Below are 21,909 nucleotides of genomic sequence, written 5' to 3' on the forward strand. Positions count from 1 at the left end.
GCCAGATTCCTGGTTGCATGGACGAAGAGGGCTACTGGGTGAGTTCTAACATAGCCTGAAGTTTGGACCCACCCCACCAGAAGAGGCAAGTCCAATCGCGAAGTTTTCGCGGATTGGTTGAGATTATGAGGGCAGATTCTCCATCAGATCGTCCACCGCGTGATCCCTTCACGGCTATAACCCCAAGAAAAAAAGCACGCCGGCGCGTGCGAGGGAGATGCAGTGCCGGCGTGCTCGAGGCTTTGGCTTTTCTCGGATCGGGAATTACACTTCCTGAGCCTGAACCATCCAAAGGTGTTTCTCCAGCTGGCTGGAAATGGCGATCAGCATGTCTTGGCTGATCAGGTCCAGGTCGTCGAGCTTTTCGATCGATTCACGAAGCTCGCCAATCGTCGTGGCCAGGGCATCGGCCACCGACTGAATGGTGTCGTCGATGCCGACAAAGCCGGTCGCATATTGGGCGAGGGGTGTCTCGTTGGCGACCGTCTCGCTGCGACCATCTGGCGAGAAACCGATCATGACCATCCGTTCGGCTAGTTCATCAGCCCCGTCACGGGTCGTCACCAAGATCTCATCGAGCTGGAGATGGACCGCGCGGAAGTTCTTTCCGACGACGTTCCAGTGGGCTTGTTTCAGCACCAGCGAGAGATCGATCAGGGCGATCAAGTTCTTCTGCAGTTCCTTGGCGGTTGGCTTTGCTTTTTCTTCGACGAGTACGTGTCGTTTAAATTCCATGGGTTGTTAATCTCCTGGTTGTTGGGGGCAGGAATCGAATATCCCGGGCATCGTGCCGGAACGATGAGAATAGAGAGAAAATTTCATGCCAAGCGATCAGGAATCGAGGGAGGGGACGTGGATAACCGCAGATTCCTACGATATGATCGTCATGAAGAAATAATGAATTAGCTAGTTACGAACACGTAATTGCGTGTTCTTTCAACTAGCCCACGGAAAATGATGTTTTCGGGGACATGGCCCAAACGGGGATGGGCTGACCGCCGACCGATCGCGATGGTAGGTTAGCGACCCTTCCCCTCGGACATGATGAGCATCGATGTTGCGCCTAAGCAGTTGATGGATCATGGGTTGATCGCTTTAATTAAAAGCGGTTCTCCAGCAGTGTGATCTTTCACCTTCAGTTAGGCAAAGCCAAGGCCAGGAGCCCCCTTAATGCCAAAATTGCTAGTGATCGATGACGACCGAACGGTCCATCGTTTGGTCGAAAAGACGTTCGAGGATATGGACGTCTCCGTACTCTCTTGTGGTACGGCCGAAGACGGTCTCGAAATGATTCGCAGCGAAGACCCCGATGCGCTGCTGTTGGATATCATGCTTCATGAGGCGAACGGGCTGGAACTAGCTACCCAGATTCGCCACCTCGACCCGAAGCTGCCGATCATCTTTATTACCGCCATGAACGACAGCGATACGGCTATTCAGGCCATGTCGCGAGGGGCGTACGATTACCTGCTCAAACCGCTGAACAAACAAGACGTTCAGGACCTGGTCGAGCGGGCCTTCGATACCCGCCGGCTGATGCAGTCGCCTGTGCACATGCAGGAAGCGGCTCCGACCGCCGAGAAGGGTGACTTGCTGGTTGGTCGCAGCCAGGGCATGCTGGACGTGTACAAGAAGATCGGTCGCGTGGCTCCCCAGGATGTCGCCGTGCTGATCCTGGGCGAAAGTGGTACCGGTAAAGAGCTCATTGCCCGGGCCATTTATCACCACAGTAGCCGCCGCAACGAATGCTTCATGGCGATCAACTGTGCGGCCCTGTCGGATACCTTGCTGGAAAGCGAACTGTTCGGTCACGAAAAGGGAGCGTTTACCGGGGCCGATCGGCGTCATATCGGTAAGTTCGAGCAGTGCAACGGCGGCACGATCTTCCTGGACGAAATTGGAGACATGTCTCCGTCGACCCAGAGTAAGGTGCTGCGGCTGCTGCAAGAGCAGAAGTTTGAGCGTGTGGGTGGTACCGAAACAATCGAGACCGACGTGCGGATCATCTCGGCAACCAATCGCGACCTGGAGCAGATGATCGAAGATGGCGAGTTCCGACTCGACCTTTATCACCGGCTCAATACGTTCCAAATCAATTTGCCTCCGCTACGCGAGCGGGGAGACGACGTCCGGCTGCTCTTGGAACATTTCCTGTCACGTTTCAACAAGGCGCTCAACAAGCAGGTCTCAGGCATCTCGGACGATGCGGTCAATTTGCTGTTGGGGTACTCGTGGCCGGGTAACATTCGCGAACTTCAGGCGGTTCTGCGGAAGGCCATGCTGATGGCGATGGGGCCAGTCTTGGTGCCTGAGTTCTTCCCAGCTGAACTGCATGAGAATGGCTCGGCGGAAGCACCGATCAGTGCGGAATCGACCGAGTCTGACTCCGGCTCTGATTTTCGCAGGTTCCTGCGAACGCTTGAGGCCTCGGACTCGACCGAGATGTATGCCGAAGCATTGGAGTGGATGGAGCGACAGCTCCTCACGCGGGTGCTTACGGTGACCGAAGGAAATCAGTCGAAAGCGGCTGAGAAGTTGGGGATTACCCGAGGTAGCCTGCGTAATAAGATCCGATCGCTCAATATTTCGATCGATCACGTCATCAATTCAGATGACTAGCTAAACGGCATCTGCGATGCCCGGCTTTCGTTCTTCGTCGCCGAGCACTTTCCGAAGCGGCTCAAGCTTTCGCGCACGTCCAGCAAATGATCAAGCTGACGTGCCAGGCGGCGTCGCCATCTGATGTCGGTGACTTGATCAATCAGAACCCGAAAGCGACGAATCATGCGGTCTTCGATCTGAATAATTTCACAGAGAAGTAGCTGAGACTTCGAGAAATCGCCGAACTTCCGCAGGCGTGCTCCCAGCGAATAGATCTGATTCAAGAAGGGAGAGGGTTGGCTTTCCGTTTCCTGCGACGAGGAGCCGGACATTGCCCTGAGTTGCGTCTCGACGGCACCATGTTCGCTGGCAAGCGTGTAGAGCTTTCGAGCGACATCCGTGTCAGTTACCTTGCCGGCCGAGTCAACGAGCACCATCTGAAACTCGTGCAGCCCTTGAATCACCTCCGCCACGATAGGCGGAACGTTGTTTCGATCAGTAGCGTGCGCGTCCATGATATTCTCAATGACTTAGGTCTGTTGCTGATGAGGACCACCTAATACGACGAACATTCGTAATGGGGTGGGGGTTGTTGACTCCTAGAAAGTGTGTTCCGTCCAAATGTAGAACCGGTTGAACCGGGAGGGTTGTAACACCAACCCTCCCGACCGATTTTACGTTAGGATACCGGGCGACGGACGGCACCCGAAACCAAGCTGATCAGGAACAAAACGAGAAAGACGAAGAACAGAATCTTCGCGATACCAGTGGCCGCACCGGCAACACCACCGAAACCAAGGACAGCAGCAATCAGTGCGATCACGAGAAACATAATGGCCCAACTTAACATGGCTCAATTCCTTATAGGGAAGAAGTGTTTGTTCTTTGTAAGCCGGCGAGCTTGTGATTCTCATTCCGACTTAGTTCTGCCAAACACTAATTGCAGATAGCGTGCCAAAGATGTTTCATGAGCCGGATCGCCCTTGAAAACCGGGGCAAATCCACGATGAGACTGTTCTAGCTGGTAATTATACACCTCAGGTGGTCGAGAAGGCGCCAAAAATGCGCTCAGAATGGTCTGGGACAAACCAAAGCGTTACGGGCGATAGTTCTGCAACGCCGTGTCGAGACACTCCATCTCGCTCTTGAGAAGCTTTAACGCGTCGGCAGCTTTGGCAAGCTCTTGGTTCTTGCCAATCCGTTCCAGGCTGTGCGAAGCGTTGACAACCCGCTGGGCTCCGAGATTCGAGGCCAGCCCTTTCAGGTTATGGGCCGCACGATGAAGATCGCCGGTTGATTGGCTTTGAATGGCTTCTTCAATTTGCAGGAGAAGCTGCTTGGCGTCTTCGTCGTAGTAGACGATGAATTCCTGGAAGAGCTCGGCATCGTCCCCCAGGCGTTTCATCGCACCTGCGTAGTCGATGATCGGCGTCGAACGGGTACCGAAGCTCTCTTCGCGTTCCTCTTCCGGATCATCCGATTTGGGAGAGTATCGATCTTCGGCCACGCTTTCGATTAGCCCTAGCAATTGCTTGACGTCGAGCGGCTTGGCGACGTACGCGTCCATGCCGGCTTCGAGGCACTTTTCGCGGTCGCCTCGCATGGCATGCGCGGTCATTGCGATGATCGGCGTGTTGCTGTCCGCGCCGCGTTCGAGTGCTCGAATCACGCTGGTCGCCTGAAAGCCGTCCAGGATGGGCATCTGCACGTCCATCAGCACAACATCAAACGGTTGCTGCTTGAACAACTCGACCGCCTCGCGCCCATTCTGAGCGACGGTGACGCTGTGCCCTCGCTTCTTGAGCATCGTCGTGACGACCTTTTGATTGGCCGGCGTATCTTCGGCCAAAAGCACCGACAGGGAAGCCAGCGGTACTCCACTTCCTGCCGGAGGTGCTGGCGCGGCCGATTGCGGCGTGGTGAGTCGCATGGCCCGCAAGATCGAACGAATCAGGTCGGTCTGCGTGACCGGCTTCTGAACAAATGCCGCAATCTCGGTCGATGCCTCGTTCTCTTTAAACTCGCGACGGTCTGCCGAAGAGACCATCAAGATGACCGGCGACTCAGAATCGGGACGAAGCTTGCGAACCTCGCGCGAAAGCTCGTACCCGTCCATGCCAGGCATCAGGGCATCGACAATGATCAAGGGAAACGACATGTTGTTGTCGAGGTTCTGCTGCAGAATCCCGATCGCTTGCTGGGCATCGTTCGCCGTGAGCGGTTTCATGCCCCAAGTCGTCAACGTTTCGGCAATGATCTTGCGATTGGTCGCGTTGTCATCGACCACCAGTACCGGCAAGTCGCGCAGCTTATCAAACGGCAGCGAATCGATCGTATCCATGTTCTGGCTAACAGGCAGATCGAACGAAAGACGGAACGAAAAGTGGCTTCCCTCGCCGAGCTCACTTTGCAGAGAGAGTCGGCCACCCATCATTCGCAGTAATTCCGAGCTGATCGCCAAACCCAGGCCGGTACCACCGTGCACACGTGTCGAAGATGAATCGACCTGCGTGAACGGTTCAAGGATGCGCTGTTGTTCTTCGACCGGAATGCCAATGCCGGTGTCTCGGATCGAAAAGCGGAAGCGTGCTTCATCGGGCCAGATCCGCACGACCTCGACCGCCACGACCACTTCACCTTGTTCGGTGAATTTGATCGCATTGCTAATCAAGTTGGTGAGGACCTGCCGTAGTCGGATACCATCCCCGATCACTTCGCGCGGAAGATCACGCGGAATACGGCATACCAGTTCCAACCCTTTGGCGAACGCCTGGCTAGAGAGTGTCTTGATCGATTCTTCGACGATGTCGGCCAGGTTGAAATTCTCTTTGACGATCGAGAACTTGCCGGACTCGAGCTTCGAGAAATCGAGGATGTCGTTCAACAGAGTCAGCAGCGAATGGGCCGAATCGTTGGCCGTTGTCAAATAGTCGCGTAGCTGCGGTGTCAGCTCTTCGTCCAAGGCCATCGAGGTCATCCCGATGATGGCATTCATCGGGGTGCGAAGTTCGTGGCTGACATTGGCGAGGAACTCCGCTCGCGTGCGACTGGCACGAATGGCCGAGTCGCGGGCACGCTGTAGTTCTTCTTCGGCACGGCGACGCTCGGTAATGTCGCGTTCGATGGTCGAGGAACCAACGACCTGGCCTGTCGAGTCGACGACCGGAGACATGGTCACGCTCACGGCGATCTTACGGCCATCCTTGCGGACACGGACCGTTTCGAACTCTTCCAGGCGTCGTCCCAGTGTGATGGCTTCCAGGATCTCTGGTTCTTCATCTTCCTGGTCTTCGGGGAGGATGATTCCGGTTGTTTGACCGACCGCCTCTTCGGCCGAGTAACCATAGACGAGTTCCGCACCGTAATTCCAACTGGTGATGCGTCCGCCAAGCGACTTGCCGATGATCGCGTCGTACGACGAGTCAACAATCGCGGCCAGCCGGGCCCGCTGCTGTTCAAACCGCCGTGATTGGGCGATCTTACCCATCTCGACGCCGACGCGCCGCACGATGTCGAGTAGGGCCTGGTCTTGCTCAACCTTTTCGGTGTGGAAGAACTCGAGAATGGTGACGACATCCCCGTCGGCAATCACAGGGAAGCCAAACGCACTGCGGATCGGAATGCCTTCGTACGATCGCATGCGGATCATCGCTGAGATCTCGGCTTCTTCCATCCAGACTGGTTCGCGTCGTTTCCAGATGGTGCCTGGCAGCCCTTCGCCGTAACGAAAATGAGTCGCTTGAGTCTTTTCGACGAAGTCCGAGATATCGTGCTCGGAATCGGTATGCCAGATATGGGACGACGAAAGCATCAGTCCCGAATCGTAAGGCATCCAGACATGGCCAAAGGGCCACTTGATCTGAGTACAGATCAGGTTCAAGAGCCGTTGCAGCGATTCGACGAATGTTTCTGAGGTAACGGCGTGCGAAGTCGCTTGGGTAAGGAGTTCAGCTTCCAGCAACTTCTTACTGTGAATCTCTTCTTCCTGTCGCCACTCGGTAATATCGCGAACGAAGGCGTTGAAATAGATTTGGCCACCGATCGAAACACGACTGAGCGAGAGTTCGACCGGCAACAGTTTGCCGTCTGCCCGGCGAGCAACGAGTTCAATACGCTGCCCGCTACTTTCTGTGTCGGTAAGCGTCCGAAGACTCGAGATGATCTCTTGCAAGTCTTCTGTCTTGAAGAGGTCGGTCAGGCGAAGACGCGAAAGCTGTTCAGGCCAGAGAAACGTAATGTTGGCTTGGGCATTCCAATCGACGATCGCGCCGGCATCGTCGATGGCAATGATGGCATCGGGGGATGCGTCAAGAATAGACCTCAGCCGTTCGTCCCATAGTCTTCCGGTGGGAGTGTTTAACGACATCGGGGCCTCTGACCTAACTCTTTTAGTGTCCAACACTAGCTATCCAATATCCTGATGGATCGTTCCGTCGATGGGACAGGCTTGCTAGTTGTTCATTCTCAGTCGCATGACCTTACCATTTCCGCTCGTCTTTGAAACCATGACTGAATGGACTCACAGCAAGGGAAATGTTGTCTAGAGTGATGCGTCCTATCAGAACAACAAGATGAGAAGAAGCACAATGACCAGGATGGTGGCAATGCCGCCGCTTGGTGCGTAACCCCAACTTCGGCTGTGAGGCCAGTACGGAATCGCTCCGAGAAGAATCATGATCAAAACAATCAAAAGGACTATTTCTAGCAGACCCATAGCGGCATCTCCTGCATGTTTGGTGTTAATTTGGACAGGGTTAAATACGTAAAGCAAAAGGTGTACCAAAACCCCGTGGTCCTCCGTAAATACCCGTGATTCAACGGTTTGTCAGGGCACTTGGTGAGATAAATCACACCAAAAGGGGCTCAATTGATCGAATAGAAATCAGACTGGCTCGAAACAAATCGTTCGGGTCGATTTGCTGGTCGGTATATAGGAACAGATTCCCATTTTGGTTCTAAACCGCGGCTTTGGCATGCGACCTGCGTTACTGTTGGGTGCCATGCTTGCGATTGGCTTCGTTTTGGCAATGCCAACGACCAATCAGGGCAAATGAGTCAACCACGTATTTAAGGAACCAAAACGATGAAGAATCGGAATAAAGGTAATGCTGTTGCTGGAGTCCTGGCTGTGATCGCTGTCCTCGCTATCTTGTTCGCCGGTCTCGGTGTGACGTTTGGCTGGGTCACCATGAGTGACTCGCCTGACAAGAGCACCATCGAGCTCAACAAGACCGAGTTGAAAGAAGACACCGACAAGGCGGTAGAGGCTACCGAGAAGTTCATCAAGGATTCGGCTGAGTCGGTCGAAGAGGCAACGCAGGATGCTGCGGAAAGCATCCAGGAAGGATCGGAAGAAGCGGCTGACAATCTTGAAGAAGCCGCCGACACCGTAGAGGAAGAAACCGATAAGGCTGCCGACAAAGCACCTGAAGAAGATAAGCAGAAAGAGGTAAGCCCTCCAGCTGAAGAAACGGAATCGAAGCCCGTTGATTCGGAAGAAGACGCTTCGTAGTGCAGGCCTTGCCAAGTAGGTCTATTCCATAACGGCTGACGCCGCTGGATGACATTTATGTGGGGTATCGATTACCAAATCGATACCCCATTTTTGTTATGTGGTTGCCTTCTTGCGACCAACCCGTTCAACACACGATCAGCTACTCTCTGAATGCGAAGCAATCGCGTACGAATTCTTCGACTGGCATGCTGATTGCATTAGTGAGAAGTACTTCTCGGATTGTCCAAGAAGAGTCGCCGATCGGCGAATAGCCAAATTATCGGTGCTTAAGAGGGAGAGAGACATGTCACTGGAAACCAAAACAAAACTAACGTCCGAGACGATCTCGATCGTACAGGAACTGGTCAAGATTAACGTCGACAGTCGAGACACGTTTCAGGAACTAGCCGACGCAACGGGAAACGCTTCCGTCGCAATCATGTTTCGTGAGCTTGCCAGTGAGCGAAATCGAAATGTGGCCGAGCTTGAGTCGCTATTGAATTTCAATCGTGAAAAGCCTGACGAGTCGGCCAGCGTCGCCGCGACTTACCATCGTATTGTGATCGGTCTGCGAAGTGCGCTCGGAGCAGGTACCGCCACCATGCTGAGCGAAGCCGAATCGGCCGAAGACAAGATTCAAAACAAATATGAAGAGGTCCTGAAACGCGAGCCTGGCTCGGCAGTCAGCGACATTCTTCAGCGCCAATACAGTGCTGTTCGAGCGGCTCATGATCGAGTGCGTGCCATCCGGGATGCACACCGCCGAGCAACCTAAAACTGGGGATCGGAATTCCCGCGTGTAATTACCTTGAAATCGACCTTTTTACGAAGGACTTTTACCAATGACTGCAGTTGCTAAGAACGAAGGTACAGCTGACATTATTCGTATTTTGTTGGCCATCATCCTCCCGCCAGTTGGTGTCTTCTTTGAAGTGGGGCTGGGCCTGCACTTCTGGCTGAACATCTTGCTGACGCTGTTCGGTTATATCCCCGGTATCATCCACGCCGTCTGGGTAATCTTGCGTAAATAATCGCTGAGACAAAACGGACAACGCCCATGCTTCGCTGAACATCCGCAGCCGAGGCATGGGCGTTTCTATTTCTTGAGAGCGAAGACTAACCGCCGGTGAAATACTGCTTGCTGTAGATCGGCAGATGGCGGTAGTAGACTTCCAGCATGTACGTGCACAGGCAAGTCATGAACAGGCGGCCTGCTTTCACCCCGTTATCATCGCGCGCCGGATCCCAGCTTCCTTTCTCACGGCCCCGTTTCTCTTGGTTTTCGGGAATGATCTGCCGCATGTCCTTGTTCCAGTTCCGCCACGCATCGCCTTCCAGGTGATGGGCTACCTGGGTGGCGTAGTACCAGTAATAGACGTCCGGCTCTTCCCACTTAATGGGATTATCCAGCAGGTAATCCATTCCCTCGACCAGTCGCGGGTCGTCCTGGTTCCAGCCTCGATACTGCCGACAGAGAAGTCCTTCGGCGGTCATTGTCGGCGTTGCTTTCTCAGCACGAGAGTCGCGATATTGATAGCGACTTCCGAGGGCAAACTCTTGCCCCTCCATCGGCTTCGAGGCGACCGTCCCGAGAAACTTGTCGACGTTCACCAGTGCATCTTCAGGAACATCGAGCTTTCCCATGCGAGCACTTTGCAGGGCCATGAGGAACCAACCGGTGACCGATAGATCGGACTCAATACCAGGCGTGTACCGCCAACCCCCTTCGGGAGCTTGCCACTGAAGGCAATAGTTGATCGCCGCTTGGGCCTTCGGTTTCAGCTCGGGATCGGCCGTCATCGCGTAAAGTTCGCAGAGAGCGATCGTCGCTTGAGCCTGGGTGTACGGCCGATGTTGATTCGGAATCGAACCTCCCTGCAGAAAGCTTCCGTCGGCATCAAGCTGTCGAAACAGATATTTCCAACCCTTTTCGACCGTCGCGGCATGCGTGCCAGCTCGATCGGTGTGACCGGCACCTTGGAAAGCGAGCAGCGCCATCGCGGTGGCGGAAACCTTGTTCTCGATACTCGAGCCATCTTCGTAGTCGCCCTTCAAGCTCCACGAACCGTCCTTCATCTGGTGGCGCTTCAGCCAATCGAGCGCGTCGGCGACGGCCTGCTCGGTCGTGGCGTTGCCACCATACGCTTTCAGCAGGACGCGTCGCGTGGCCCCGTCGCCCCGAGCTTTCAAGTCGACGCCAGGCGTGTCTCGCTCGTCCAGTTTGGCAGCCTCGGTACCGATCAGCTCGACGTTCATCAGCGACTTCGGCATCGGCATCTCGTTAGAATCGATCAGCGTCTCGAGCGCCCCGGAATTGGCATCGACTTCAAACTCTTCGGTATCCAGCACCAGGATATCGTGTTCGAGTTGCTCGCCCAGTTCCTCGGAATAGGTAGCTTCGACCGTGTGCGTTTCCTCGTGATACGTTGCCACTGTGAAAAGAGCCAGCAAGATGACGATGGCGAAATGAATGACCAGGCTCACCGCCCAGGCGGGAGTCTCATGGATCGCCAGACCGCGAATCTTGTCGACCAGTGGCTCATCCTCGGTCGAGTCCATTTCGACCATCGGCTCGGCCTCGACCGGTTTCTCAACAACGGGAATGTCGGGATGCCAACGGTGCTTCTTGCCATGCTCTTCGGCGTGAGGGGCCTCAGCTGCCGGCTGCGGGGCAGGCTGTTTCGGCTTGGGCTTTGGCTCTTGTGGTTTCTTGGCAGGAGCCTTCGACTCGACCGGTTTGCTGGGCGATTGGGCCTCCGTTGATGCGGCCGCGGTCGCTTCTTTGGCGACAGGCTTCGCCTTAGGCTTCTTCTCGGCTGGCTTGGGTGTCGGCTTCTGTTCCGCTTTCGGAGCTGGCTTCTTTGCCGGAGGAGCAGCCGGAATGCCTTCGACCGGCTTGGGCTTCTTAGCCGCTGGTGGCTGGGCGGTTGTCTCTACCGGCTTGGGAGACGCTTCTGGCTTCGGTGCAGGGGAGGAAGGTGCCTGCGGGGCCTGTGGCGACAGCGGTGCCTTATTGGTCTTCTTGGGGGCAGGCGTATTCAGCGGCTGCGCATTGGGATTGCTTGCCGGAGGAGAAGAAGTGGGAACGACATTCCAGGCGTCGGTGCTCGCTGGGGCACTACCGAAGGAAATCGGCGCCTTCTTGGGGCCTTGCCCGCCAGGAGTCTTATCTTCACCAGACTTGCCGGCGTCCTGCGAGTTGTTCGGCGAAGTTTTGTCGTCTCCGGTCACGTAATCGTGAACTCCGTGTTAAATGCCGCAATCCCTTGCAATGGTAGCGCTTAGGAGAATTTAGGTGCCAATTGTCCTCGCGCCAAAGCAATGATATCCCTTTCCCGTATTTAGGACACAGTCGTCGTCGGCGAATATAACGATTGTGCCAGGAATTCCGGGGAAAATCGACGCAAGGCGAGCCTACCACGGCAAAACGACCAGAAAAGCCGATTGGCCCCCTGGACAAAGAATGGTCTATACCTAAAATTCAACATCTCACAAACGACGTCACAAGCCGTTTGTACTCATTGACGCGGGGTGGAGCAGCTAGGTAGCTCGCGAGGCTCATAACCTCGAGGTCGTCGGTTCAAATCCGGCCCCCGCCACTTAAACCCTGGTTTAGCAAATAACGCTCAACCAGGGTTTTTTCGTGCCTCCTCTGAGGCTGGGATAGAAGTGCGTTGTTCTATCCCATTGACACGCAACGAGTTGCGATGGCGTGTTTTCTTTACGCGAGTCTCTCTGTCAAAGAGAGACATAACCCGGCCTATCTCTTCGAGAGCCATCTGCGGCTGAAGTTGGCGTTTGTCTCACCGATTTGGCAGAGACACTACCGTCGGGTTAATAGGGTGTTGGGCTTGGTAGAGTGAGGCAGACGCGAACCCGGTGACCAAAGCGATCTGTGTTTTATGGTGTTTCGTCCGCAGAGTGGTTTGACGCTCGCGACTGGCTGGAACTGCTGACACAACAATGGGAATGTACAGTCATGAATCAGTTCATGACGGCGGTGCTTTAAAGGAAATGATTTGATCGACTCTTATGACATCTCTCCAAGAGCAGATCGAATCAGGTGAAGTTTTCTTTCGATGCGACGAAGGCTACAGTTTAAAGCAGAGGCAATCTCGGCGTTGGTCATACCGGCGAGGCGCATGGATGCGATGACTTGGCATTCTTCTTCTAACTTACCGGTGATCTCGTCCAGTATGTCTGAAACTTCGTGATCCATCTCTTTTAGGACAAACTGATCGAAAGATGCTTGTCGTTCAATTTCGAGATCCGTTGCCGTGACAACGCGACCTTCGCCTCGCTTTTTTGCATGTAGCTTTCGCCATTTGTCGGATAATTTCCTCTTCGCGATCGTAACAAGAATTCTCCATAGCTCTTCGTCACCAAGTGAGATCGTCCCTTCTTGCTTCTCAAGATATCGCCACAGACTGAGAAACGCGCTCTGCATGACGTCGCTCGCATTTGTGTGTACCTGCAGATTATTCGGCATACGTCTTTCTAGAAACCGACGCAAACGACCTTGAAAACGTTCCCAAACGAGCAAGAAGTCGGTATCGGTGAGGACCAAAGGTTCTTCGGCATTGTGGCCCGCCGGCTGGAAGTCACGCGTGGCTTCTGGTTCGTCGCTATGCATTGGCTGAGTTTGCGATTCAAAAATAATGCGGAATGTTTGGCGGGACTGAGCATCAACTTACCATTTTCAAAGTGACCAGGACAATTCTTGCACATCTCGTCTTGGCTTATGGACATTTTATGAAATGGAAAGTGGTGTCATGCCAATTGTTTGCATAACCAAATCTGAAACACCAATTGTGTGGGCGTCTTGGTTGTTCTTCATAGGTGTACTTGTTGGCTGTTCTTCTGCTCCTAACTCGGATGAGATATCCCGGTGCCTGGACGAGAACCCGCCCCACGCTCTGTTGGTTTCTGATCGTGAAGTTATCAACTTAGAGGCGTCACCAAAAGGAGAAGGAAAGTGGCACGTCACTTTCGACTGCCATGAAGACGCACTATCGCCCTGGGTGGTTCCAGCAAACATCGATTCGGATTGGCAAGCAATTGTTCAGCGGGTCGAAGTAGCCGATTCTCGAGTGATCAAGCTTAGGCAACCGGAACGTAAGAAACTCAGAACGGCCAAAGAACAACTTGGAGATCGTCGTCTTCCTAGGACCTTTGCCGTTGTGACGGATGACTCCAAAAGCATAGTTTGGCGATGCGAAGGCATCTACCATCGCCTGAAGGGGAAAGACAATCTTAGGCTTTCTGCGATAAGGTGTGAAAGTGGCTACTCACCTTTAGAGGTGATGGAGCTTTCAGCGGCAGGGCAAAATCCGCCCATTCTCAATGGCGGACCGAAAGATCCCATCGTTAAATATCGTTCGTTGGTCGAGCAGTATGAACAAGAGATCGCGTCGCTTGAGACTTCGATGAACGAGCGTCTTACGGTAGAGAAAGAGCAGTTGACCGCGCTCCTCCACGATAAGTCAACATACGCCACGCGTGCCGGTGAAACAAAAGTCTTGCTGTATACGGAACCATCATCGGGTGCTGACGTAGTCAGTGGTGTTCTCGTTGATCCGCAAGATTCGTTCTCGCGATGTGTATTACGTGGTGATTTCCACCTCGTCCCCAATACCACCTCAGCGACTGCAAACTTGCCACATGATGGCTGGGTCATCAGCTTTGAGAATGCAGATCCACAGCTGAGTGAACTTGCGCGTAAACTACGGAATACGTCGACTCTTTTTTATGATACTGAATCAAGGGCGATACGATGGTCCTACAACAGGACGGATTCAGCTTTAGAACCCTCGGATGAATCTATATCTCTAACTAGCGTCAATACCGGTGTCTTTGATATGGGAGCCACCTTTGATGGAATAGAACTGGTGTCAGGACGAGCCTCACAGAGATTTACAGCCACGCTAACTCACTGGAATAGAGACGATCATTCAGCCAGACTTGTTGTGGAAGTGCCTAACGAACCGCACAAATTTAACGTTTTTGAGGGCTCCTTGAATGATACTCCCCCGCAACATCTGGGGCTTCCCATTAGGTTTCAACAAGTTGCGATGGGACAAATGGTCGTTTCAAAAAGTCAGGAAACAGAACTCTTTAGTAGATCGCCGAAGAACGCACTGTTTTTCATCCTTGATCATAAAGAACTGCCAGTGGGCAAGATAGGTTCGGCAAGTATAGAGCTAAGGCCGATCAAGAATAACCAGTCGATTATCAAGCCTTCGAATGATCGATGGAATGATGCCCTCCAGCCAGGGTTAATTTGGAAAGGGACCAGCAAGTGGAAGAGCGAGGCGTCGGTAGACGTAACATTGCGAGTTGCGGAGAATCGTAACGGCGGACAATACGTACGCTTGATGTTGGAAAGAAACAGCGATCCAACGCAATTCGCTGTGCTCGAAGGATCGGTTCAGCAAGGAGCCCAGGCGGACGGCTACGGCTTTCTAGGATTCCAGAAAGGAACGGCAACCCACAATGATACGGGCGAGTACTATGGTGTTCTTTTCAGCACGTGGGAAGATGAACTCGCAAAGTCGTTTCGACTAACTCCCGATGGCAATACGCTCTACGTAATTACTCCGGAAGGTGAAACAGCAGCCTTCACACGCAGTGGAAATTACACTCCAAAGGATTCACTGAGTACGGCCGCGTTCGTTGAGACCTGGAAAACAGCCTTGCAAGTCGGAAAAAGCTGGAATGGAGAGATTGTCAATGAGAAGCAGGATCAGAAAGCAGAGGTGATTCTAGATATCGTCTCTTTCGAGAGAATGGGTGACGAGGTCGAAGTCAAACTGCGAATTAAAAGTATGCCCACTAGTGAGGCTATTTATAAAGGAAGTCTAGATCGATCAGATGAAGCCATCAATGGCTATGCATTGACATTAAAAAAGACGAAAGGAGGTGTTGGATCTAGCACGCTGTTGGGAAGCCACTGGAAGGATGCTCAGATTCAATTTCGCTTGGCACCCGATGACAAATCATTAGTTGGTCGCTCGGTAAGTTATGGAGATTTTGAATATTTGATTCTTAAGGAATAAGGTTCGGCCAGCCTTTATGGCTTATCATGGGCTGCAAAAGTCGGATTCATATTTCGGCTGTTTCCTAACTCTCCACCACTTTGTGTCGTGTTATGCGCATCTTGACATTTCAGCAATTGCGAGAAATTGATCAGTTGTGTGATCAATTTGAGTCCTCTTGGTCGACTGACTCCATTGCGGCCATTGAGGAGTTGATTTTACAGTGTCCGCCAACAATACGGCCGGAAGCATTGCTCGAATTGTTAAAAATCGATGTTGAGATTCGAGTTCGTCAAGATTGCAAACTAGGTAAAGCCGAGTACTTGGCAGCATTTCCAGACTACTCAGATCACATCCAGGCACGATTGACTATCGAAAATGGAGACACCCTGGCGCTTCCCAATACGGACGATAGTACCGCGGTCGAGACTGCCGAATGGAAGCCTGAAAACGATTCACTTGGCACGTTCGGGCGTTTCGAACTATGCGAAGAACTGGGACATGGCTCTTTCGGTACTGTCTATCGAGCATATGACCCAACGCTTGCGAGAGAGGTCGCGTTGAAGCTTCCTCGATTTGGTGATCATCAAAAATTACTCGTCGATCGGTTTTTGAATGAGGCCCAGATAGCTGCTCAGCTACAGCATCCTAATATCGTGGCCGTTTGGGAGCGAAATCGCATCGGTGATCAATACTACATTTCCACCGGTTTCGTCAAAGGTCAAACGCTCGACAAGTTTTTGAAGAATGACGAACCAGATTGGCGTCAAATGGCGGAGTGGATTCATGCTCTCGCCGAAGCACTTTTCTACGCGCACCAGCATCACACGATCCACCGTGACATTAAACCCGCCAATATCATGATCAATGAATTGGGCGTACCGATGATCATGGATTTTGGTTTGGCTAAGAGAATGGACCAGGCGTCTGATTTGACGTCAGATGGCCTAATTATGGGAACACCTGCCTATATGTCACCGGAACAGGCACGGGGACGCTTGTCAGAGATCGACGCCCAAACGGATCAATATTCGCTTGGCGTGGTGTTCTTTCGCATGTTGAGCGGTGATGTTCCCTGGCGAGGTGATGCCCACGATATCATCCGGAAGCTTCACGAACTTCCTAGTCCGCCTGAGATTGCAAATGTTACTAAGAATATTCCACGAGATCTGATTGCGATCTGTCAGAAAATGATGCAGCCCAAGTCGTCGGAGCGATATGCATCCTGCCAGGAAGCGGCTAGAGATATTGGGAGATGGCTTAGCGGCCAGCCTGTCGAGGCGAGACCCATAACTGGACTGGAACGAACCTGGAAATGGTGCCGACGGCACCCTGTCACTTCATCCCTTTTAGGCACCATCGCTGCGGTCGTGATGGTAAGTATCGTTTCGATCAGTACGGCACTTGCCCAGACAGCTGCGTCGAAAAAGAAGGCCGAAGATAATCTTGTAGTTGCTGAAGAAAATGCCGACGAGGCAAGAAGGCAAGAGGCAATTGCTCAAGAGCAACGCGCTGCGGCTGAAATCGCAGCACGCAAGGCACAGGTGGAATCTTCCCGATCGCTTTTATTATTGGCAGGTCATGATATCCAGGCCGGTCGATTCTCCGAAGCGGAAAGACGCTTGGATGCTATACCAGAAGTTGACCGCAATTGGATCTGGAGACTCCAAGAAACGAGAATTCCAGAGGTGGTCGCCCGAATCAACCTTCCGAATTCGTCAACATCTCATCGTGGTGGGGTATTCTTTGCCGAAGAGCAACGGCGGATAGCGGTCGCAACGGTTGTGAAGCGTGAAAATAATCATCCAGCATTTACGACGACGACTTACGATCTTGTGTCGGGGAAGAAACTTGACACCTTAGACTTGCCATACGATGTGGTCACGCCAGTTAGTCGCGGATTCACTAAGTCTGGTCGATACTTAATTCTGAAACTCGTGCGTTATCCGCCCAACTTTACTTATACCGTTGGCGTCTACGATACCGTCACAAAAAACATAATCGCCACCTATGAGAATGTTGAACGCGTAACGATCAGCCCATATCGTGATGACGAGTTGATCTTGGGACGACCCAAGTCAGATGATAAACGACGCGATCGTATCTACCTTTCGTGGAATTTCCTGGAAGCATCAGAGAAGGAAATAGGTGGCGCTTGGAATCTGCTTGATGATGACTTCAGCGTCAATCGAGATCTTTCTCAGTTCGCTATCCGCAGAAGAGATCGTATAGCCTACTCAAAATCAGAAGATGATAGTCAAATCGAACAGCCGTATCTGGAAACTATCCGAGCAATTCATTGGAATCAGTCAAGTGATGGTAAGTCCGCGGTTGGGCAACTTCATGTCATGTGGGACTGGCTGAAGCGTAGAAAAAAGGTGCCGCCAGGACACGCGGTAGTTCTGGATTTGCCGCGAACCCTCCGGTGCGTCTTAGAGCCCCATCCCGACGTTTCCCAAGCGATTCTTAATTTAGGAGAGAGGTCTTACAATCCAGTCGGAACCTATAAGCCAAACGGGTTCCGATTCTCCGCGGATGACAGGTATGTGTTCCATTGCACAATTGGAGCAACGAACTACACAGCCAGAAAGCAGAAGCTAATCTGGTGGAATGCCTTCTCTGGAGAGTACTTAGGACAGGCGATTGCCACATCTGTCAGCCCCTCTGGAATGATGTATTCCACAATTGATGAAGATGAAGTCGTTATTCGCCGCGCTCCTATTCAGCTGCGTCGTTTTTCTTCGCCCTCGATCGAACAGTTATTGGCTCAATGGCAGGTATCTCGGCAATTGACCCTGAAACAGACGTGGCCTGACATATTCTATTGGCGGAACGAACCTTGGGCTTTCAGCTTTACATCAGGGGGTAGGCCTCAGAATTCTGTCGCTGCGGAAAAAGTCTTGTACTGGAAAAATGATGATGTTACGCGATGGCCGTTTCATTCCATTCTTGTCGTTCCAGATGGAGATCATGTTTACAGCATGACGAATACTGGCAACCTACTTAAAGCGTCTCGTAGTACGGGGGAGATTTTAGAACGTGGTAAGATGCCGTCAGGCTGTCGTCCAGTCGCAATTACGAAAGACGGCAGCCACATTCTTTTCGCCACTCCTTCCGGCGTGCTGACCTGGAATGTCGAACGCGAAGAAGAGGAAGCTCATCAAGTAATTGACGAAGCTACCAAACAAGTTGATCTACCGCCGAATATCGCAGTTCCTTCTAAGCGAATCGTGATTCGATGCGATAAACACGATTCTCTGATAGATCTGGAGTCCGGCAACGTAGTTTGGAGAGTTTTTAGACCAAATCAGTTTGATACGTTCCACCACGGCGAAGTTGGATCAGTCTCTCCAGATGGACGGATGTTTGCCTATGGTGACGGCGCTGGCAACGTCACTATTCTAGAAGCCGACACGCGCCAGGAGATTGCTCGTGTTCCAACTGACGCTCGCGAAACGAAGGTTATGTTTCATCCTCGCGAGCCAATTCTCGTCGTTGGGCGGGATGACGGACGGTTGGAAATGTATGAGACGGAAACGTGGAGTCTCGTTTTCGAGGAGTTTGTTGTTGAGGGCGAATTTATTTTTCTTAGACCAAGTGAAGATGGTGAATCCCTCGCATTTTGCGTGAGTACCGACGAACACGGGTATCGCTGGTTTAACCTGTCGTCCGTCGACTGAAGTGATGGTGAGACTCGCCAGAGATTGAAGAGACAGTCGACCAGGAAGTGTCCTGTCATTTGTGAACAGCGTAGTCCCATTCTCAAGGTCGATCATCGGTCCGTGTGAAGTTGTCCGTGCATATCCGAGTCCACATCTCCTGCTGCTTCTGAAAACAAACCTCTGCCGCAATAGGCCGAAGTAACTTCTCATGAACCTGATCTTTCCCTTCCGAAACCTTGGGCAAGTGCAGAAGATCTTCCTGAATCACTGGTGCCAACAAGAGCAGATTCATGATCTGCGTGATCCGCGGTTGGGTGACGTGCGACAGTCGGGCGATGTCGGACTGATCTTCCACGACACCATCGTCCAACAGCTGTTGAAAGTGAATGGCGAGCGCCATGAGCTTGGATATGCGTGATATGCGACCCACCGGTGCGGTAGCTTTCGGCTTGGGCTCCCGGTCGATCCGCTTCCGGCCGCGGCTATCGGTATTGAAGTGAAGAACTCGTTTTGTGCTCAACATGGGGCAAGACTCTGATCGGGTAAGTTGGATGCAGGTGTGGTATCGATAAAGTCGATCTTGATCGAGTTGTCGGTGGCATCAAATTCAATTCGGCTGACGAGTAAGGCAAGGACACGTTGTTGTTCGCGTGGTCGAAGCGTATCCCAGAGCTGGTCAAAGTCCTTGAATGCAGCGATGACTTCGTCCAATTCGATTGACCGTTCCGTTTGCTCGGTTGCTTTTCGTTGGAGTCGATTCAACTCCGTCTCGTTCTGATGAATACGTTCATGAAGTCCTGTTACACAGTTGGCGATCGCATTCGAAGGATCTGGTGACTCCGACAGCCGCTGCAGTTCGTTGTGGTCTTTGCTCAGCTGACGGGTGAGGTTTCCAATAGACCGAGTGAGGCTCTCCTGGTTTTCCTTAAGGAGCAACTTAGCTCGGTTGAATACTTCCGTTTGGAGATCCTGGTCCTGGGCGATCAACCGAATCTCATCGACAACGGCCCGTTCAATCTCGGTCGCAGGTAGCGAAGGGGTAGGACAGGAGGTGCGCCCCTGCTTGATCAATTGGGCACAGCGGTAGTAGCGGTACTGCCTGTTGCGTTTGTTGGTGAACGTGTGGACCATCGCGCTGTTGCAGTGTTTGCAGAATAGGAGACCCCGGATTAAGGCGTTGTGCTTGTTACGAACCTGGCCTCCAGGCGTGCGACCATTCGCTTTCAGCTGGGTCTGCACATCGTCGAAGAGTTCTGCTTCAACGATCGGTTTGTGCTCTCCGTCGAACACGTCAGCCTTATGCTTCACCTTGCCAATGTAGATCGGGTTGGTAAGCAGGGCATGGAGACTGCACTTGTCGAATGATTTGCCACCCTTGGGTTTGCCTCGTCGCGTGTGCCAGGTCTTGTTGGGTAATCCGAGAGCTTTCAGTTCGTCGACTACCGGAAGCAGGGAGCCAAGTTCGAGATAGAGCTCGTAAATCTGTCTGACCTGAATGGCTTCGGACTGATTGATGATAAGTTTGGGACTACCGCCAGAACGATCGACGTCGTATCCGAGCACTGGCGTGCCACCAGCCCATTTACCTTTACGGCGTTGCGCGGCGATCTTGTCCCGGATTCGCTCCCCAATGATCTCCCGCTCGAATTGGGCGAAGCTGAGAAGGATGTTGAGGGTTAGGCGGCCCATCGAATGGGTCGTGTTGAACTGCTGGGTGACCGAAACAAAGGAGATGTCGTATTGCTCGAAGGTCTCCATCATCCGAGCAAAATCCATCAAGGAACGAGATAGACGGTCGACCTTGTAGACGACCACACAATCAATGTTGCCTGCTTCGATATCCGCGATGAGCCGTTTCAGGCCAGGTCGTTCGACGTTGCCGCCTGAGAATCCGCCGTCGTTGTATTGTTCCGGCAGACAGACCCAACCCGCCGACTTCTGGCTGGCGATAAATGATTCCGCCGACTCGCGTTGGGCATCCAGCGAGTTGAATTCCGAGTCGAGTCCTTCTTCGGACGACTTGCGCGTGTAGATGGCACATCGAATGGTGTCGGTGTTGTTTTTCTTCGAGCTCATCCTTGGTCCTCCAACCGAAAGAAGCGATAACCGTTGCAGTGGCTTCCTGTAATCGCCTTGGCGACCGCCGAGAGGGATTTGTAACGAACCCCGTCGTATTCCAAGCCATCGTCCAAGATACGAACCTCGAGCGACTTACCTTTGTAGGTACGGATGATTGAGGTTCCAGCTGGTGGTAAACGTGGATCGGAGGGAGGCTTGATCCGTTTGGTCTTAGTGGTTGTTGGGGCAGGACTTTCCAGCTGTGAATTTCTGGGAGGCGTCACACGGACATCGGCGACGTTCACCAACTCCGCCGCTCGATCCTTGGCACGTTGCGATAGACCTCCGAACTCATTGGCTTGGAGCCGCCAGGCGATTCTCCGAATGAGCCAGCGTTTGTTTCTTCCGTTGGTCGCTTCGCCGAATACCGCCGCAAACTTCTCGCGAAGCTCGTTGACGGTCATCCCTTCCATTGAGGCGACCTCTTTGTCGATGTTTAACGACATTCATCTTCTCCTGGGTTGAGACTCGTAGATTTAACACGTGTGTCCAGAGAGCAAGATTCTGGCGAGGAACTCAAGCGGTCATGGGGAGAAGTTTTGGGATTCGTTCGCAGAGACTTTCGGTACCGCAAGACGGCTCGGGCGAAGAGGCAAACGATCTCTTCTCGACGCTGTTCTGGTGTCGATTCTTCCGACGATATTCGCGACCGCACGATGACCTCCATTTCAGAGCTGACAGGGCGATAGATAGATTTCCTCTACCTCTTAACAACCCAGTCGCGGTTAGAAATGACGAAAGAAGGCCTCAAAAAATCGACGCGGAACTTTTCAGATAAATAGGGTTGTGCCTGCTAGCGGCGTTGATATGATAGGACTCGCTACGTGGACATTCGTCCACTCTAAAGGTTATCCGGTGCCGGGACGAACGGGCTCCGGGGATATCTGCGGCTCTCCCCGTTTCAATGCCGCACGCATCCATGGCACGTGCTTCTGCGCTGCTTTCTTTGCCTGATCAATTCGATTTAGTCACACTGCGTAGGTGATGTTCTTGAGGGCAT

At 52.8% G+C, this 21,909-nt stretch carries 16 protein-coding genes and 1 tRNA gene; 7 read left to right on the forward strand and 10 right to left on the reverse strand.

Annotated features, from left to right (window positions below; all coding sequences use genetic code 11):
• Positions 1-264 precede the first annotated feature (264 nt).
• Positions 265-735 carry a DNA starvation/stationary phase protection protein Dps gene (gene dps / locus PSR63_RS23620; protein WP_274328155.1) on the reverse strand — a complete coding sequence of 157 codons (471 nt, stop codon included), beginning with the start codon at positions 733-735 and terminating at the stop codon, positions 265-267.
• Positions 736-1,170: 435 nt separating this feature from the next.
• Here dps and PSR63_RS23625 point away from each other — a divergent pair, with 435 nt between their 5' ends.
• On the forward strand, positions 1,171-2,619 hold the full coding sequence (locus PSR63_RS23625) for a sigma-54-dependent transcriptional regulator (RefSeq protein ID WP_274328157.1): 1,449 nt from the start codon (positions 1,171-1,173) through the stop codon (positions 2,617-2,619).
• On the opposite strand, the gene PSR63_RS23630 is transcribed toward PSR63_RS23625, so the two are convergent.
• The 4 genes from PSR63_RS23630 to PSR63_RS23645 all read right to left on the reverse strand — a co-directional run bounded on the left by PSR63_RS23630 (position 2,616) and on the right by PSR63_RS23645 (position 7,315).
• A complete protein-coding gene (locus tag PSR63_RS23630; RefSeq protein WP_274328159.1) occupies positions 2,616-3,116 on the reverse strand; it encodes a hypothetical protein in 501 nt (166 codons plus the stop codon). The genes PSR63_RS23625 and PSR63_RS23630 overlap by 4 nt on opposite strands.
• 164 nt (positions 3,117-3,280) lie before the next feature.
• Positions 3,281-3,451 (reverse strand): DUF1328 domain-containing protein, encoded by a 171-nt coding sequence (locus tag PSR63_RS23635; RefSeq protein WP_274328160.1) that lies wholly within the window; start codon positions 3,449-3,451, stop codon positions 3,281-3,283.
• 246 nt (positions 3,452-3,697) lie between these two features.
• A complete protein-coding gene (locus PSR63_RS23640) occupies positions 3,698-6,967 on the reverse strand; it encodes a response regulator (RefSeq protein WP_274328161.1) in 3,270 nt (1,089 codons plus the stop codon).
• 192 nt (positions 6,968-7,159) lie between these two features.
• Positions 7,160-7,315 carry a DUF3309 family protein gene (locus PSR63_RS23645; protein ID WP_274328162.1) on the reverse strand — a complete coding sequence of 52 codons (156 nt, stop codon included), beginning with the start codon at positions 7,313-7,315 and terminating at the stop codon, positions 7,160-7,162.
• Between the two features lie 369 nt (positions 7,316-7,684).
• Here PSR63_RS23645 and PSR63_RS23650 point away from each other — a divergent pair, with 369 nt between their 5' ends.
• The 3 genes from PSR63_RS23650 to PSR63_RS23660 all read left to right on the forward strand — a co-directional run bounded on the left by PSR63_RS23650 (position 7,685) and on the right by PSR63_RS23660 (position 9,126).
• Entirely contained in the window at positions 7,685-8,113 is a 429-nt protein-coding gene (locus tag PSR63_RS23650; protein ID WP_274328164.1) for a hypothetical protein, read from the forward strand.
• Between the two features lie 286 nt (positions 8,114-8,399).
• Complete coding sequence (locus tag PSR63_RS23655) at positions 8,400-8,870, forward strand: PA2169 family four-helix-bundle protein (RefSeq protein WP_274328166.1); 471 nt, start codon at positions 8,400-8,402, stop codon at positions 8,868-8,870.
• A gap of 67 nt (positions 8,871-8,937) precedes the next feature.
• A complete protein-coding gene (locus tag PSR63_RS23660; protein ID WP_274328168.1) occupies positions 8,938-9,126 on the forward strand; it encodes a YqaE/Pmp3 family membrane protein in 189 nt (62 codons plus the stop codon).
• 85 nt (positions 9,127-9,211) lie between these two features.
• Here the strand turns inward: PSR63_RS23660 and PSR63_RS23665 are convergent, their stop codons facing one another.
• Entirely contained in the window at positions 9,212-11,326 is a 2,115-nt protein-coding gene (locus PSR63_RS23665; protein WP_274328170.1) for a prenyltransferase/squalene oxidase repeat-containing protein, read from the reverse strand.
• 294 nt (positions 11,327-11,620) lie between these two features.
• On the opposite strand from PSR63_RS23665, the gene PSR63_RS23670 reads away from it, so the two are divergent.
• A tRNA-Met gene (locus PSR63_RS23670) sits at positions 11,621-11,694 on the forward strand.
• Between the two features lie 431 nt (positions 11,695-12,125).
• On the opposite strand, the gene PSR63_RS23675 is transcribed toward PSR63_RS23670, so the two are convergent.
• On the reverse strand, positions 12,126-12,728 hold the full coding sequence (locus PSR63_RS23675; protein WP_274328172.1) for a sigma-70 family RNA polymerase sigma factor: 603 nt from the start codon (positions 12,726-12,728) through the stop codon (positions 12,126-12,128).
• Between the two features lie 124 nt (positions 12,729-12,852).
• Here PSR63_RS23675 and PSR63_RS23680 point away from each other — a divergent pair, with 124 nt between their 5' ends.
• Positions 12,853-15,150 (forward strand): hypothetical protein, encoded by a 2,298-nt coding sequence (locus tag PSR63_RS23680; protein WP_274328173.1) that lies wholly within the window; start codon positions 12,853-12,855, stop codon positions 15,148-15,150.
• A gap of 92 nt (positions 15,151-15,242) precedes the next feature.
• Complete coding sequence (locus tag PSR63_RS23685) at positions 15,243-18,809, forward strand: WD40 repeat domain-containing serine/threonine protein kinase (protein WP_274328175.1); 3,567 nt, start codon at positions 15,243-15,245, stop codon at positions 18,807-18,809.
• 82 nt (positions 18,810-18,891) lie between these two features.
• Here the strand turns inward: PSR63_RS23685 and PSR63_RS23690 are convergent, their stop codons facing one another.
• The 3 genes from PSR63_RS23690 to PSR63_RS23700 are packed head-to-tail and all read right to left on the reverse strand — an operon-like array spanning position 18,892 to position 21,355.
• Positions 18,892-19,314, reverse strand: a complete 423-nt coding sequence (locus tag PSR63_RS23690) for a hypothetical protein (RefSeq protein ID WP_274328177.1) — start codon at positions 19,312-19,314, stop codon at positions 18,892-18,894.
• A complete protein-coding gene (locus PSR63_RS23695; protein WP_274328179.1) occupies positions 19,308-20,867 on the reverse strand; it encodes a recombinase family protein in 1,560 nt (519 codons plus the stop codon). Before PSR63_RS23695 ends, PSR63_RS23690 begins: the two co-directional genes overlap by 7 nt.
• Positions 20,864-21,355 (reverse strand): DUF2924 domain-containing protein, encoded by a 492-nt coding sequence (locus PSR63_RS23700; protein ID WP_274328181.1) that lies wholly within the window; start codon positions 21,353-21,355, stop codon positions 20,864-20,866. Before PSR63_RS23700 ends, PSR63_RS23695 begins: the two co-directional genes overlap by 4 nt.
• Positions 21,356-21,909 lie beyond the last annotated feature (554 nt).

The organism is Bremerella sp. P1 (assembly GCF_028748185.1).
Classification (GTDB): domain Bacteria; phylum Planctomycetota; class Planctomycetia; order Pirellulales; family Pirellulaceae; genus Bremerella.